A 15,255-nucleotide genomic window follows, 5' to 3' on the forward strand; every position below is an offset into this window, starting at 1 on the left:
GGCTAAAGGGGAGGCGGACGATGGGTGCCTTGCACGGGCTCCAGGTGAGTTCCCTGTTTGCGCTCGTTCTCACGGCGGTTCAACTGGAAGCCCAGGAGGGCGCCATCGCCGGCCGAGTGACGGACATGGAGACCGGCGCGCCGCTGGCGTCCGCCGCGGTGGAGGTTCTGGGTGCGGCGGCCACCTCGTCGGTGACCGACGCCGCCGGCGAATTCCGCGTCTCCGTGCCGGCTGGCACCCATTCCCTCCTGGTCACCCTCATCGGGCACGAGTCCTCGCGCACGGACGGTGTAACCGTGGTGGCCGGAGAAACGGCATCGGTCGCCATCCAGCTCCGCTCCCGCGCGCTCGTCCTCAACCAACTGGTCGTGACCGTATCTCGCCGGGAGGAGAAGGAGCTCGACGCCCCGGCCTCCGTCTCCACCCTGACCAACCAGCAGATCTCGCGCATCATCGCGCGAACCCCCGCGGACCACGTCAGGACGCTCCCGGGAGTCGACCTCGCCAGCACCGGTCTCACCCAGAGCTACGCGGTCGTGCGCGGCTTCAACAACGTGGCCTCCGGACGGCTGCTCAGCATAGTCGACAACCGCTATGCGCGCATACCGGCGCTCAGGATCAACGCCATCAACATGATCCCGACCACCGACATGGACATCGAGCGCATCGAGCTGGCGCGCGGCCCGGGCGCGGCGCTCTACGGGCCCAACGCGGCCGAGGGCGTGATGCACATCATCACCTGGTCGCCGATCGACCGGCCGGGGACGACCGTCACGCTCGGCGGCGGCGAGAGGTCGGTCGTGCAGTTCCTGCTGCGCAGCGCGCACTCGGTCTCCGACCGGTTCGGCTTCAAGGTGTCGGGCCAGTATCTCCGCGGCGAAGACTGGGAGTACGAGGACCCGTGGGAGGTGCAGGCGCGCACGGAGGAGCCCGACCATCCGCGCATCGGGATCCGCAACCCGCTCAACGAGCGCTTTTTCGGCGACGTGCGGGCGGACTATCGCTTCGCGGACGACGGCGAGTTCATCGTCTCGGGCGGACTCAACAACTCCCTCAGCAGCATCAACCTCACCGCCATCGGCTCCTCCCAGACCCACGACTGGCAGTACCGCTACACCCAGGCGCGGCTGCTGAAGGGACGCTTCTTCGGGCAGTTCTTCCTCAATCAGACGCATTCGGGCCACAACAGCTACCTGCTGCGCAGCGGGGATCTCATCGTCGACCGCTCGCGCACCATGGCCGCCCAGCTTCAGCACGGCCTGGATCTCGGCACCCGCCAGAGCTTCACCTACGGGATCGACTGGCAGCGCATCGAGCCCCGCTCCCAGGGCACCATCTACGGGCGCAACGAAGACGACGACGTCCTCGTGGAGGCGGGCGCCTACCTGCACTCCGAGACGCGGCTCGGAAGCCGATTCGACCTGGTGACCGCGTTTCGGGTCGACGATCACAACCGCCTGACCGGCCTGAACTTCTCGCCGCGGGCCGCGCTCGTCTTCCGTCCCGCCGAAGGCCACAACCTGCGCCTGACCTACAATCGCGCCTTCGCGAACCCCTCCACGTCGGCGCTCTTCCTCGACATCGCTTCGGGCAGGCTGCCGATCGTCCCGGGCATCGGCTACACATTGCGCGCCTTCGGCGTCCCGGGCGACGGCATGAGCTTCTCGGACCGCTGCTCCGGCGGGTTGATGGACTACTGCATGCGATCGCCCTTCATGCCGGGCCAGCTCCCCGCAAACGCCGCGCCGTTCTGGGACGCGCTGGTGACGCAGTTCGCGCCGGAGATGCTGCACCCGCTCCTGATGGGGCCAGGGAATCGCCCCGGCGATCCGGCGCTGGGCACGGTCTTGCGGCGCTTCGACCCGAACGCGCTTGGCGTCGAGGGTGGCGACATCTTCCCCCTCGATCCGGGACCAAGAGCGGTCCCTCCCCTCGTCGCGACCACCTTCAATACGATCGAGGCCGGGTACAAGGGGCTGATCCAGGACCGTGTGAGGCTGGCCGCCGACGTGTATTACGCCAATGTCGAGAACTTTGTCGGCGCCCTGAAGGTGGAGTCGCCCAACGTCTTCCTCGACCCGGCCTCGGCCGGCGCGTTCCTGCAGAGCCGGCTCGGCCCGCTGGTTGAGGCGGGGCTGGTCACACCCGGGCAGATGACCGAACTGGCCGCGGGGCTCGTGTCGGTGCCGCTGGGAGTGGTCACGCCGGACGGGTTCGACGTGCATGACATGGTCTTCACCAGCCGGAATTTCGGATCGGCGAGCTACTGGGGAGCCGACTTCTCGGCGCAGTACCTCGTCTCCGACCGGGTCAGCCTGACCGCGGGGTATTCGTTCCAGAACACGGATTGCTTCGACTTCGACGACGACGGCCACTGCCCCGGCCCGGACGACCTCGCCCTCAACGCTCCCAGCCACAAGGGCGCCCTCGGCTTCGCCTACACCGACCGCGCCGCGGGATTCACTTTCGACGGGCGCTGGCGCCTTTCCGACGCCTTCGAGATGAGTTCGGGCGTCTTCAGCGGGCGCGTGGATGCCTACCAGGTCGTGGACGTCACAGCCGGTTATCTGCTTCCATTTCAAACAGATACGCGCGTTGAGTTCACCGTCTACAACGCCCTGGACAACCTGCACCAGGAATTCGTGGGCGCTCCGGAGCTGGGCAGGCTGGCGCTCGTGAGGGTACGCTACGACTTCTGAACCATGACGGATTGTCCCAGGTCGCGAGAGCGGATCTCATGACGAATCTCTTCCAGTCGCAGGAGCGGGCCTCATGCTGAGTTATTTCCAGCTTCAGGAACGCGGATCGTCCGTCCGGACCGAGGTGCTTGCCGGATGCACCACGTTTCTGACCCTCGCCTACATCATCTTCGTCAACCCGCTGGTTCTTGGGGGCGCGGGGATGGACACCGGGGCCGTGCTGGTGGCCACCTGCCTGGCCTCGGCGTTCGGCTGCCTGGTGATGGGGCTGTGGGCCAACTACCCCATCGCCCTGGCACCGGGGATGGGGCTGAACGCGTACTTCGTGGCGATCGCCGTGGGCACGATGGGGCTGGCGTGGCAGGTCGCGCTGGGAGCGGTGTTCCTGTCGGGCGTGTTGATGTTCATCCTTTCCGTGCTGCCGGTGCGCAAGTGGGTGGTGGACAGCATCCCGCGCTCGCAGAAGATGGCCATCGCGGCCGGGATCGGGTTCTTCCTGGCGATCATCGCTCTGCAGAACGCGGGGGTGGTGGTCGACAGCGAGGCCACGCTGATCACGCTCGGCGACCTCGGCCAGTGGACGGTGTTGCTGGCCGTGCTGGGCTTTCTCGCCATGGTGGCGCTGGAGCACCGCGGGCTGCCGGGGGCGGTGCTGCTGTGCATCCTGGCGGTGGCGGTCGTGGGATGGCTGTCCGGCCTGTCCCCGGCGCCCGAGTCAGTGGTGTCCGCCCCGCCCTCCCTGGCGCCCACGGCCTTCCAGCTGGACGTGGCGGCGGCGATCGAGGTGGGGCTGGTGGCGATCGTCTTCTCGTTCCTGATGGTGGACCTGTTCGACACCAGCGGCACCCTGGTCGCGGTGCTGAACGAGGCCGGGCTCGCCGACGAGGACGGGCGGATTCCGGGGCTGCGGCGGGCGCTGGTCGCCGACAGCTCGGCCACCATGGTCGGCGCGCTCCTCGGCACCTCGACCACGACCTCCTACATCGAGAGCGCGGCGGGGGTGCGGGCCGGCGGGCGCACGGGCCTCACCGCGGTGGTGGTGGCGGGCCTCTTCCTGGCGGCGCTGGTGCTCGCGCCGGTGGCGACCGCCATCCCCGCCTTCGCGACTGCTCCGGCAATTCTGTTCGTGGGCTGCATTATGGCGCGGGCGCTGCGCAACGTCCCCTGGGACGACCTCACCGAGTGCGTGCCGGCGATCGTGACCGCGCTGTCGATGCCCTTCACCTACTCGATCGCCACCGGCATCGGCATGGGGTTCATCGCCTATGCGCTCATCAAGCTGTTCTCGGGGCGCGCCTCCGAGTTGAACGCCGCCGTGGTGATCGTGGCGGTGCTGTTCGGGATTCGCTTCGCGATCACCTAGGAGTCTGCGCGGCAGCAGCCATAGGCCACAACATGTCGTGGATGAGGCGCAGGAACCACAACATATGGTAGTGTGGGAAGCACCCGCGCGAAGCTGGCGGTGGCACCTGCGTATCAATGTGACATACAGGTTTCATACATGATTCATACAGGAATTTGCCGATGCACACGACTCCCGCTCCTCTGAGAACCGGATCATTGGCTGCCATCGCGGCCCTGATCGCCTCCTGCGCTCCGACAGAACAGTCAGCCGCCACCCGCTCTGCCAGCCAACGTCCATCCGTATCCTCCCGGCCAGTCGAACTCTTTGACGGCCGCATCATCCCCGGGATGCCCGAGCTCCTGGGAATGCGCACCCAGTACGAGGTCCGCCTCGACTGGCTCGCGCGGAAGCGTCCCCTGCTGCTCGAGCAGATGCGGGAGCACGGAATCGAGATGTGGATCGTGGTGAGCGAGGAATTCCACCCCGACCCCGTCACCCAGTTCGTCGCCCCTCCCCTGCGCTACACGCGCCGGCGCGATGTCATGGTGTTCGTGGATGCCGGCGAGGACGGGCTCGCGGCCTACTCCGACTACTGGCGCCCGACGGAGGACTACCGCCGCTTCTTCCAGCCACTCCCGGCCGCACGCAACGCCCGCGGCATCCAGGACACCCGTGCCGGGCTTGGAGCGCTGATGGAGCGCTATGGGCCCGCCACCATCGGGCTCAACATCGGCGGATCTCGCGGCCACGACAGCGCTCTCACCCACGACAGCTACCTGTTTCTCGCCGACGCGCTGGGCCCGGAAGCGGAATCCCGCTTCGTCTCCGCCGCCGACCTCATCGAGGACGTGTTCGATACCCGGCTGCCCGAGGAGCTGGAGCACTATCGCCAGCTCGTGCTCGCCACCGATGTCATCGCTCAGACTGCGTTCTCGAACGTGGTCATCACCCCGGGCGAGACCCGCGCGGGCGACATCAAGTGGTTCTTCGAGGAGACCATCGCCGAGCTCGGCGTCGGCGGCGTGCCCTGGTTCGAGATCCACGTGGCCGTGCAGCGCTACGATACCGACTACGGCGAGATGATCCCCTACGTGCATCCCGCGCCCGACGACCTGGTCTTCCAGCGGGGCGACATCATCCACCTCGACTGCGGCTTCGACTACATCGGTTTCGCCAGTGACTGGCAGAAGGTCGCCTACATCCTGCGGGAAGGCGAAGACGATGTCCCCGAAGGACTCAAAACCGCGCTCAGGAACGCCAACATCGTGCACGAGGCGTTCGCGTCCGAGCCTCGCCCGGGGATGACCGGCTGGGAGGCCACCCTCGCGATCGCCGCCAGGCTCGAAGGCGTCGACTTCCTGCCCAGCCTGTACTCACACCCCATCGGCTACCATGGACACGCGCTGGGCCCGAACATCAACGCGCGCGACATGGATCTGTCCTCGCCCCCGGAGCGGGACTCCCATCTCAGGAACGGCGCCTATCGCTCCATCGAGTTCAGCGCCACGTCGGCGGTCCCGGAATACGGCGGCGGCAGGGTAACGATTCCGATGGAGGACGACGGGTATCTCACGCCCGACGGCTACGAGTACTTCCGGCCCTATCAGACGGAGTGGTACGTGATCCGATAGGAATGGACCCCGAAGGTGGACAACCCGGCAGGACGCGCTGGGCTGCCCACGGGCGAATCCCCTTCCCCTACCCCTCCGTGTCCGCGTACGCCTCGGTCAACTGCTGTACAACCGACGGGTCCGCCAGCGTCGTAGTGTCCCCCAGGGCACGCCCCTCCGCGATGTCCCGCAGCAGGCGGCGCATGATCTTGCCGGAGCGCGTCTTGGGCAACTCCGCCGTGAACAGGATGGCGTCCGGGCGCGCGATGGGGCCGATCTTGGTGCGCACATGCTGTCCCAACCCGGCCATCAACTCGTCGGAGGCCTGGAACCCCTGGCGCAGACTGACGAACGCCACGATTCCCTCTCCCTTCACCTCGTGGGGCCGCCCCACCACCGCCGCCTCCGCGACCGCCTCGTGCTCCACCAGCGCGCTCTCGACCTCGGAGGTGCCGATGCGGTGCCCCGCGACGTTGAGCACGTCGTCCACCCGGCCGAGTACCCAGATGTAGCCGTGGGCGTCCTCCTTGGCGCCGTCCCCGGCGAAGTAGACGTCGTCCCACTTCGACCAGTAGACCTCGCGGTAGCGGTCGTCGTCGCCGTAGATGGTGCGGAGCATCGCGGGCCAGGGCCGGTCGATGGCCAGATACCCGGCCTTTACCCGCCTGCCGTCGTCGTCGCGGAGCGAAACCGAGATGCCCGGGAAGGGCCGCGTCGCGCTCCCCGGCGTGGTCGCGGTCACCCCCGGTAGCGGCGTGATCATCATCCCCCCGGTCTCGGTCTGCCACCAGGTGTCGATGATGGGACAGCGCCCGGCGCCGATGGTCTCGTGGTACCAGATCCACGCCTCGGGGTTGATGGGCTCGCCCACCGTGCCCAGCAGGCGGAGCTGCGACAGGTCGTGCCCGGCCGGCCACTCGTCGCCCCACTTCATGAATGCCCGGATGGCCGTGGGCGCCGTGTAGAAGATGGTCACGCCGTACTTGGCGCAGAGGGCCCAGAAGCGGTCCTTGCGCGGCCAGTCGGGAGCCCCTTCGTACATCACCACGGTCGCTCCGGCCGCCAGCGGACCGTAGACGATGTAGCTGTGCCCGGTGACCCATCCCACGTCGGCGGTGCACCAGAAGACGTCGTCCTCCTTCAGGTCGAAGACGCATTTCGCGGTCGCGTGCACCTGGGTCAGGTAGCCGCCGGTCGTGTGCACCACGCCCTTGGGCTTACCCGTCGTGCCGGAGGTGTAGAGGATGAAGAGCAGGTCCTCAGCGTCCATCGCCTCCGGCGCGCAGTCGGCGCTCGCCCTCTCCATGAGTTCGTGGTACCAGTGGTCGCGCCCCGCCTGCATCTCCACGGGGGTGTCGGCACTCAGCCGCCCGCCCCGCCGCACCACCACCACGTTCTCCACCGAAGGGCACTCCGCGACTGCGACGTCGGTGTTGGCCTTGAGCGCGACGTAGCCGCCCCGCCGCCAGCCGCCGTCCGCGGTGATCACGGTGGATGCCTGTGCGTCGTTGATCCGCCCCGACAGCGACTCCGGGCTGAATCCCCCGAACACCACCGAGTGCGCGGCGCCGATGCGGGTGCAGGCGAGCATGGCGATGGCCGCCTCGGGAATCATGGGGAGATAGATCGCCACCCGGTCGCCCCGCCGCACCCCCAGCCCGCGCAGCACGTTGGCGAACTTGCACACCTCGCGGTGCAGGTCCCAGTAGGTGAAGGTGCGCGTGTCCCCGGGCTCCCCCTCCCAGATGAGCGCAGCCTTGTTGCGGCGGAAGCCGCCCAGGTGCCGGTCGAGGCAGTTGTGCGAGACGTTCAGCTTGCCGCCCAGGAACCAGCGCGCGTGCGGCGGATTCCATTCCAGCACCGTGTGCCACTTCTCGAACCAGTCGAGTTCCCCGGCCCATCCGGCCCAGAACCCCTCCGGATCGGCGGCGGCGCGCTCGTAGACGCCCGGATCCGAGAGGTTGGCCTGCGCGCGGAATTCGTCGCTCGGCGGGAAGAGCCGGGTCTCCCGCAACAGGTCGTCGAGCACTCCGGGTTTGCCGCTCATCTCACGTCTCCGCTGCCTGGTGACATGTCGTGCCTGTCTACTGTCATATGCTGTCATCTACTGGTGATTATCGGTTCCCAGCGTCCGCCGCTCATGAATCTTCGGCCCCGAGAAAGTCGGCCACAACCCGGCTCGCCAGCAGCGCCTCGAACGACTTCACCGTGGCCGTGCTCAGCGTGCGCACCACGCGTGCCCCTGCGTCGATCGCCACATCGGGGATTACGAGCCTGAAACGGCACTCGGTGCGGGCATCCGCGGCGCGCGCATTCCGGTGCGGCACGGTCGCGCGCAGCGTCACCGGCGTGCTGTGCCCCCGGGTCAGCTCGCGATTCGCCACCCGCGTCAGTTCCCCGAGCGTCTCCGTGAAGTCCCCGAGGTCTTCCAGGGACGGCCCCTGCACGGCGAGCGTCAGGTTGCCGCCGAGCCCCTGCGAGGTCTCGTCGAGGAAGACGTCCACGCTGACCGGATTACGGCCGCCCGGCTGGTGGAAGAAGAGATAGGCGCTGCGCGTCGATTCGCCGGCCCAGCGGCCCTCGAACTGGTGGCTGGTCGTCTTCTGCATCCCGGAGAGCGTCCAGCCAGCCTTCTCGATCCCTTCCCGAACGGCATCGATCAGCGGCTCCAGCGTCAGCAGCGGGCCTTCGCCGGGATCCATCATCCCTCTTTCGGGCGGCTCGGTTCCGGTTGACACATTTTTGCCCCGCTCATTACGTTGGCTGGTCAGGGGAATACGTGTTGAAGGCCCGGTTTCAGTTGGCTGTCAGCCACGGCGGGCCGAAGATCACTTGCGATGTTGACCCAGTCCGAGCAGAGCGACGTCCTCCTCCGGGAGGCGATGGAGCGGAGCGGTCAGCGCTTCACCACGCAGCGCGCCGCCGTCTTCCGGTTTCTGCACGCCACCGACACCCATCCCACCGCCGACGACGTGTACCGCAACGTGCGCGCCGACCTGCCGGGCATCTCCCTGGGAACCGTCTACAAGAGCCTGGAGACGCTCGTGGGATGCGGGCTCGCGCGCAAGCTCGCCAGCGGGAACAGCTCTGCCAGATACGACGGGCGCATGGACCCGCACTACCACGCGCGCTGTCTTGAGTGTGGGCGGCTGCGGGACGTGCCCGCGCCGGTCAAGCCGGAGTCGGTCGTGGACGTGCCCGTCGTGATGGACGGCTTTGCCGTCACCGAGTTGCGGCTGGAAGTGGTGGGCTACTGCGACGGCTGCCGCCCCGACTAGACCCCCGTCTACGGGAGCGCCCGCGAAGAAGCCCGGCCCCGGGCAGAGCGCAGGCGCCGGCGCAACTCCACGCCGGAGGTGGTCGCGAGCGTCCGCTGCGCCGTCTTCAGTGAATTCCAGCGTACATCGGCGAGCTCGATCGGCTCGCCGCCCTCCTGGCCTTCGGGCGTGAACACGAACGAATAACGGCCCTTGTAGTCGTGGCCCGGGCGCTCCCGCACGGTCGCAATCCACGTTCGCCCGCGTTCGTCCTGGAACGTCCTCATGTATCGCCGCTCTCCTCGGTCGATGCCCTATGGTCCCCGTCCCGGCCTGCGCTGCAGCTCCGGGAACTCGTATACGATAACCCCTTCGTCGGTCACATCCGAGCACACACGCTGGCTGTCCTCCAGCTCCATTCCGTCGAGGAGCTTCTTGGCGGCATCCGGCGACAGATCCATGTACGCTGCGACTTCGCTTGCGGTCAGCCGGCCCCCCCGCTGGCTGGCCAGGCGGAGGATGCCGCGCTGGAGCTGACGGGGGGATCCCCTGCGCCAGCGCAACCTCTTGATTCCCGACCAGATCAGCGCCGCTCCGCCGGCGACTGCGGTGGCTCCGCCAGCGAGCATCACCAGCGTCATGATAGCCAGGCCGGGGGCACCCATGCCGAGGACCGTGGCGCCCCCCGACAGCCAGCCTGCGCCGATGAAGCCCAGCAGGGCGCCGCCTCCGATCCGGATCCAGCCCTGTGCCGAACGATCTTCAGGGGGCGCGTAGATGGCTGGAGCCGATGGATCCGCATAGTGGGCGAGGGCTTCGTCACCGGGCTGGATCCCCGGGGCTGCATCCGGACTCGAGATCGCGCGGTACGAAGCATGTCTCCAGTTCAGGCCACAGCGCGGACAAAGGCGGTGCTGGAACCGCATCAGCCAGTAGATCAGAGCCCCGATGCCGGAGGTGGCCAGGCCAAGGACGACCAGCAAGGCGATGTGCTGCGGCTTCGAGAAGTAGTGGTCCCCGTAGCCCTGGTGCCGGCACCGGGGACAAGCCTTCACCCAGGTCAGGGGGCGGCCGCCGGGATTCTCCGCGCCACACGTGGTACATCGTCGCGCCGGGGTCTCCAGGGCGGCGCCGCAGGTCGTACAGCGGAGGGGTTTTGCCATGCGTCCTCGGACTGTTGAATCCGGCAGTGCCGTACGACGATTCGGCTGGAACGGATTCGCGCAGTCCGACCGGTAACCCGCGCCCGCGCGGCGCGGAAGCTCGACAGCGACGGCTGCGCTCTCAAGTATAACACGCTCCCCCGGAGCCTCGAACGCCGCCCGGGCCCGGTCCATTCACACGGTCGGTCCACCCGGACGGGCCACCCCTCCTGCGCAAGGCACGAGCCATGTTCCTGGATTTCGCCCTGATCTCCGGCCTGCTGGTGGTCGCCCACCTGCTGCGCTCCCGGATCGGGCTCTTCCAGGCGATCCTCCTGCCCACGCCCATCCTCGCGGGGCTGATCGGGCTGGCGGCGGGGCCCGAGGGACTGGACCTCATCCCCTTCGCGCGCGACGAGGGTGGGGCTCCGGTGATGCGGCGCTACCCGGGGGAGCTCGTGATCCTCCTGTTCGCCACCCTGTTCATGGGCTCGCGGGCGGACGAACCGGGCCTCGCGACGATGATTCGCAGCGCGGGAGACACCTTCTTCTACAATCTCTCGGCCTGGATCGGACAGTTCGGCCTCGCGCTCCTGTTCGCCGGCGCCGTCCTCATTCCTCTCTTCCCGGAGGTGGGCGGACCCTTCGCGCTGATGCTCCCCTCGGGCTTCGCAGGGGGACACGGAACCGCCACCGCCGTCGGGTCCATTCTCGCCGGCCAGGGGCACGAGAACGCCATGGCCATCGGGTACACCTTCGCCACCATCGGGCTGCTGGCGGCCGTGCTGGGGGGCGTCGCGGCGATCAACCTCGCCACGCGGTCGGGCTGGACGCGTCTCGTCGCCACCCCGCGCGAGCTTCCCGCCGACCTGCGCCGCGGGCTGATCGATCCGGCCGGTGCCAGGCACGTCGCCAGGGAGACGGTCAGCCCCCTGGCCCTCGAAACCCTCACCTGGCACCTGGGACTCGTGCTACTGGCATACGGTGCCGCCCACGCGGTCCGTTGGGCGCTCCAGTCGGCGGGAGACCACTTCACCGCCCTCCCCATGTTCGCACTGGCGGTGATCTGCGGCGCGGTGCTCCAGAAGCTGCTGGACGGCGTGGGCGTCGGCCGGCACGTGGACCGGCAGACGATGGGACGCCTCGGATCGTCGATCTCCGACTTTCTCGTCGCCTTCGGGGTGGCGTCGATTCCTCTCACCATCGTGGCCGACTACGCTGCGCCCATCCTGGTGATGTCGGTGTTCGGCTTCGCCCACGCCGCCTTCATCACGTGGTGGATCGCCCGCCGGACCTTCCACAACTACTGGTTCGAGCGGGGGATCTTCACCTTCGGCTGGACTACCGGGGTGGTGGCCATGGGGATCGCTCTGCTGCGCGTGGTAGACCCCCAGATGAAGTCGAAGACGCTGGATGACTACGGGCTGGCTTACCTGCCGATCGCGATGGTCGAAATCGTGGTGCTATCGACCCTGCCGCTATGGGTTGCCGGCGGGGCGGTCTGGCAGCCGGGATTGCTGCTCACTGGCGTGGCTGCTGGCCTCCTGCTGGTTTCGTGGAAGACGATCGGGTTCTTCCCTGCCGACCCAGTGGTCCGGCGGGCGGAAGAGTCCCGGTGACGCGAGCTGCCGCCTCTCAGCTCCAGGGGAAGGGCGAGTTGCTCACCGGGTGGAGCCGGCCTTCGGCGTAGCGGCTGTAGCGGAAGGGCTCGAGCAGCTCCTGCGGCCATCCGGTCAACTCCTTCGCCACCAGCGCGCCCACGCCGATCATCTTGTAGCCGTGGTTCGAGTCGGCGATGAAGTAGACGTTGTCGGCGAAGGTGTCGAACACGGGGAAGCTGTCTGGCGTGAAGCTGCCGATGCCCCCGGAGGGCTCCCGGCCGATCAGGTGGTTCCTCCTCTCGAAGCGCTTCTGGCAGAAGGCCAGCGCCGCGGTCCACGCGCGGTGGAAGTCCTCTCCGACGACGAAGTCGGCGGACTTGGGCCCGTAGGGATCGATGGCGACTTCGCACTCGGGCCTGGCGACCCTGCGCGGCATGGTTCCGCCCTGCACCCCCCCGAAGTGGAAGTCCGGCTTGTAGTAGATGCCCCAGGGACCCTCGGCCACCGGTCCCTCATCGTCGAAGAGGGGTTCGTCGGTGTCGACGTGCACGACCCGGCGGCATGTCGCCCCGGTTGTCCACCAGGAAGCCGGGATCGACCTTGAGCGTCCCTTCCTGAAGCGCCCAGCATGTCCAGGTGGGCACCTGATGGAGCTGGCCGCCTGTGTCCCGGACCGCAGTCGCGTCCGGGAGATCGAGCATCGCCCATTGCCTCCCTACCCAGGGACCGGTAGCCACCACCACCTGCTCGCAGCGGATGTCCCCCCGATCCGTGACCACCGCCGTGACCGCGCCCGACGCATCGCGCGCGAAGCCCTCGTTCCGGACCCCGAAGACGAGCCGGACATCCTCGGCCTCCACTCGCGCCCGCAGGCCCTCCAGGGAGGCCATGTTGTTGGCGTAGCCGCCCCGATGCTCGTGCAGCACGCTGGTGATGCCCCCGGCCTGCCAGTCGTCGAAAATGGCCCGCATGTAGGTGCGGGATGCTCCGGCGCCCTCCACGAAGGTCGATTCGTACCCGATGGCCCGCTGCTGCTCGTGGATCGAGGCCACGTCGTCGCCCATGGCTTCGTGGCTGATCTGCAGATAGCCCACCGGGTGGTAGGAGAACCCCTCCGGATCGCTCTCCCAGACGGCCACCGAGTGCGCCATCAGTTCGCGCATGGCGGGCTGGAAGTAGTTGTTGCGTATCACGCCGCAGGCGATGCCCGAGGCCCCCGCGCCGACGCCGGTCTTGTCGATGACGACGATGTCGCGCCCGTCGCCGCGCCCGGACGCCCGGAGTTCCCGGGCCAGGTGCCAGGCGGTGGAGAGGCCGTGGATGCCGGCCCCGATGATGACGTATTTCGCGGTCATGGCCCCTCGGAGGGCCTATCTCACGAGCAGAATCCGGTTGTTGACGGGATAGAGCCACTCCACCCCGCGCTCAGTCACCACGGCATCGTCCTCCAGCGGGATGCGCACCTTGGCGTTGTCCCACTCCGGGTTGGCCGTATAGGCAAACAACTCGACGGAGATGAGGGTGCCCGGGCGCAGCTCGTAGGTGAGCTGGGTCGGGTTGAAGAAAGCCAGCGAGGGGCCGATGCCGTGGCCCCAGTTCCCCACCGAGTGCGGACCGATGACGACGTCGGTGACCTCCGGATCGGCGGTGGGCTGGTTGAACTCGATGCGGTTGAAGCCTGCGGCCTCGATGGCGGCCCAGGTGGCGTCCAGCGCCTCCCGGGCGGTGGCCGCGGGCTTGATGGAGGCCTTCATCACGTCGCGCACCTCCACCGCCCGATCGAAGGCGAGCTGGAGTCCCGGCGGCGCCCGGGTCTCGCCCTCCCGCAACACGTACGCGATGCGCTTCATGTCGGTGTAGAAGTCGAGGTAGCCCACGCCCCAGTCGATCATGAGCAGATCGCCCCGCTGGATGATGCGCGCCGAGGAGGTGGACTCGATCCCCAGCGGGCCGGTGATGTAGATGGAGGGCATGTCGAACGACGACTCGAGGCCCCGCTCCAGCAGCCGGTCCCAGATCCACCAGGCCACGTCCTCGAGCGCGGTCACGCCCGGCTCGATGACCTCGTTGGAGAACGCCCGCTCGGCGATCTCGCGGCTGATCTCGCCGGCCTCTGCGAAGGTGGCGATCTCCATGGCCGTGCGGGTGGCCCGGAAGTCGGACACGAAGCGCTCGGCGGAAACCAGACGTTCGCCGTAGACGGGGCCCAGCGTCTCCTTCAGGTGCAGGTAGGAGCTGTGCGAGAGGCCGTCGGCTCCGCCGATGGCGGGGGCCATGTTCACGCCGATGCGGCCGGGGTCGCGCTCGGCGACGAATCCGGCGAGCGCGGCCGCCGGGACGAAGCGGTCGTAGACGCCGCACTGCTGGAGCATGTAGCCGCCCACGCCCAGCGCCGCGCGCTCGACGCGCCCGCCGTCGCCCGGGTTGGTGAACACGTAATAGGCCCAGTCGCCGACGTAACCCCGGCCCAGCGCCTCCCACAGCGGATCCAGCAATCCCTCGCGCATCACCACGATCCACATGTCGAGATCGTTGTCCTGCATGGCCTTGGGGAGGACCAGGTCGAACTTCTCGGCACGAATCTGGCACATGCGCTCCCAGCGGCGGCGCGCCTCCTGCCCTTCCGCGGGGGGCGCCGCGGTGATGCCGGCTGCCAGCAGTGTGGCGGCGAGGAGTAATCCTCGGGCCGAGGACCTCGCGGCGGACCGGCCCGCGACCGGTCCCGGATGCGGCGAGTGTAGAGACGGACGGGCCGATTGGGTATCTTCGGTCACGTTCATGGCAACGTTCCTGAAAGGTGCGAAGTCTCAAGGACATGTTTCGGATGCAAACACGCGGGGAATCTCGGGGATCGCCTGCCGTCTGGCAAAGCCGGCGATTCCTCCTCCCGACGCTCGTCCTCGCGGGCAGCCTGGCCTTCGGGACTGGTCCGGCGCACCTGTCCGCACAGCGGATTCCCTCCGCCTACCGCTTCATCGAGACCGCGCAGGAGGCGGGCGCGGCCATGTTCACGGTCGAGCCCCGGGCGGGGATCTTCGGTTTCGGGCCCAAGGGCGGCCGCATCATGGGCTCGTACTATCAGATACGCGTCGGCGGACCGTTCTCCCTGCAGGGGAACCTCGGGTACCTGCCGACGACCCGGGACGTCATCGACCCGCGCCGGATCAAGGGGGACCGCAAGATCGGGGAAGCGGACGTGACCATGGGAACGGCGGACGTGCGCCTCCAGTTCACCCTCACGGGCCCACGGACGTGGTATCGGCTGGCGCCCCACCTGTTCGCGGGTGGGGGCATCGCCATGGACCTGGCGCCGGAGCAGGACATCGACATGGTTCTGGAGGAGGACGACCGCTTCTCGTTCGGTCCCTCCTTCCTGGGGAGCTTCGGCGCGGGGATCAAGTTGTTCCCAGTCGATCGCATATCGGTGCGCGCGGAGGGCATCGTAACCTACTGGAAGGTCAACACGCCCCGCGGCTTCCTGCGCACGGACCGACGGCTCCTGCCGCCACCCGAGGGCTCCGACGAACCCGCCATCCCGGAGGACGGGTTCTGGGCGGTGGGGAGAGGTCTCTCGGTCGGGATCGCCTGGCGGTTCTAGCGG

General features: G+C 68.1%; 11 protein-coding genes and 1 pseudogene. 6 read left to right on the forward strand and 6 right to left on the reverse strand.

Annotation, left to right across the window (positions count from 1 at the left end):
• The first annotated feature begins 20 nt into the window (after positions 1-20).
• The 3 genes from OXU32_04685 to OXU32_04695 all read left to right on the forward strand — a co-directional run bounded on the left by OXU32_04685 (position 21) and on the right by OXU32_04695 (position 5,675).
• Positions 21-2,699, forward strand: a complete 2,679-nt coding sequence (locus OXU32_04685) for a TonB-dependent receptor (GenBank protein ID MDE0073266.1) — start codon at positions 21-23, stop codon at positions 2,697-2,699.
• A 73-nt stretch (positions 2,700-2,772) separates the two neighbouring features.
• Positions 2,773-4,062 (forward strand): NCS2 family permease, encoded by a 1,290-nt coding sequence (locus OXU32_04690; GenBank protein MDE0073267.1) that lies wholly within the window; start codon positions 2,773-2,775, stop codon positions 4,060-4,062.
• Positions 4,063-4,391: 329 nt separating this feature from the next.
• Positions 4,392-5,675 carry a M24 family metallopeptidase gene (locus tag OXU32_04695; GenBank protein MDE0073268.1) on the forward strand — a complete coding sequence of 428 codons (1,284 nt, stop codon included), beginning with the start codon at positions 4,392-4,394 and terminating at the stop codon, positions 5,673-5,675.
• A gap of 67 nt (positions 5,676-5,742) precedes the next feature.
• Here the strand turns inward: OXU32_04695 and acs are convergent, their stop codons facing one another.
• Together acs and OXU32_04705 are read right to left on the reverse strand one after the other, a co-directional pair.
• Positions 5,743-7,701 carry an acetate--CoA ligase gene (gene acs / locus OXU32_04700; protein MDE0073269.1) on the reverse strand — a complete coding sequence of 653 codons (1,959 nt, stop codon included), beginning with the start codon at positions 7,699-7,701 and terminating at the stop codon, positions 5,743-5,745.
• A gap of 91 nt (positions 7,702-7,792) precedes the next feature.
• Positions 7,793-8,359 (reverse strand): hypothetical protein, encoded by a 567-nt coding sequence (locus OXU32_04705; GenBank protein MDE0073270.1) that lies wholly within the window; start codon positions 8,357-8,359, stop codon positions 7,793-7,795.
• A gap of 132 nt (positions 8,360-8,491) precedes the next feature.
• Between OXU32_04705 and OXU32_04710 the strand changes: the two genes are divergently transcribed.
• Positions 8,492-8,932 carry a transcriptional repressor gene (locus OXU32_04710; GenBank protein ID MDE0073271.1) on the forward strand — a complete coding sequence of 147 codons (441 nt, stop codon included), beginning with the start codon at positions 8,492-8,494 and terminating at the stop codon, positions 8,930-8,932.
• A gap of 8 nt (positions 8,933-8,940) precedes the next feature.
• Here the strand turns inward: OXU32_04710 and OXU32_04715 are convergent, their stop codons facing one another.
• Together OXU32_04715 and OXU32_04720 are read right to left on the reverse strand one after the other, a co-directional pair.
• Positions 8,941-9,198 carry a hypothetical protein gene (locus OXU32_04715; protein ID MDE0073272.1) on the reverse strand — a complete coding sequence of 86 codons (258 nt, stop codon included), beginning with the start codon at positions 9,196-9,198 and terminating at the stop codon, positions 8,941-8,943.
• Positions 9,199-9,225: 27 nt separating this feature from the next.
• Complete coding sequence (locus tag OXU32_04720; GenBank protein ID MDE0073273.1) at positions 9,226-10,074, reverse strand: hypothetical protein; 849 nt, start codon at positions 10,072-10,074, stop codon at positions 9,226-9,228.
• Positions 10,075-10,301: 227 nt separating this feature from the next.
• Between OXU32_04720 and OXU32_04725 the strand changes: the two genes are divergently transcribed.
• Positions 10,302-11,672 (forward strand): hypothetical protein, encoded by a 1,371-nt coding sequence (locus tag OXU32_04725; protein MDE0073274.1) that lies wholly within the window; start codon positions 10,302-10,304, stop codon positions 11,670-11,672.
• A gap of 16 nt (positions 11,673-11,688) precedes the next feature.
• On the opposite strand, the pseudogene OXU32_04730 reads toward OXU32_04725, so the two are convergent.
• A pseudogene (locus OXU32_04730) lies at positions 11,689-13,009 on the reverse strand (FAD-binding oxidoreductase).
• 15 nt (positions 13,010-13,024) lie between these two features.
• Entirely contained in the window at positions 13,025-14,434 is a 1,410-nt protein-coding gene (locus OXU32_04735) for a M24 family metallopeptidase (protein ID MDE0073275.1), read from the reverse strand.
• A 44-nt stretch (positions 14,435-14,478) separates the two neighbouring features.
• Here OXU32_04735 and OXU32_04740 point away from each other — a divergent pair, with 44 nt between their 5' ends.
• Positions 14,479-15,252 (forward strand): hypothetical protein, encoded by a 774-nt coding sequence (locus tag OXU32_04740; GenBank protein ID MDE0073276.1) that lies wholly within the window; start codon positions 14,479-14,481, stop codon positions 15,250-15,252.
• Positions 15,253-15,255: the final 3 nt, after the last annotated feature.

The organism is Gammaproteobacteria bacterium (assembly GCA_028819075.1).
Classification (GTDB): domain Bacteria; phylum Gemmatimonadota; class Gemmatimonadetes; order Longimicrobiales; family Gaopeijiaceae; genus BD2-11.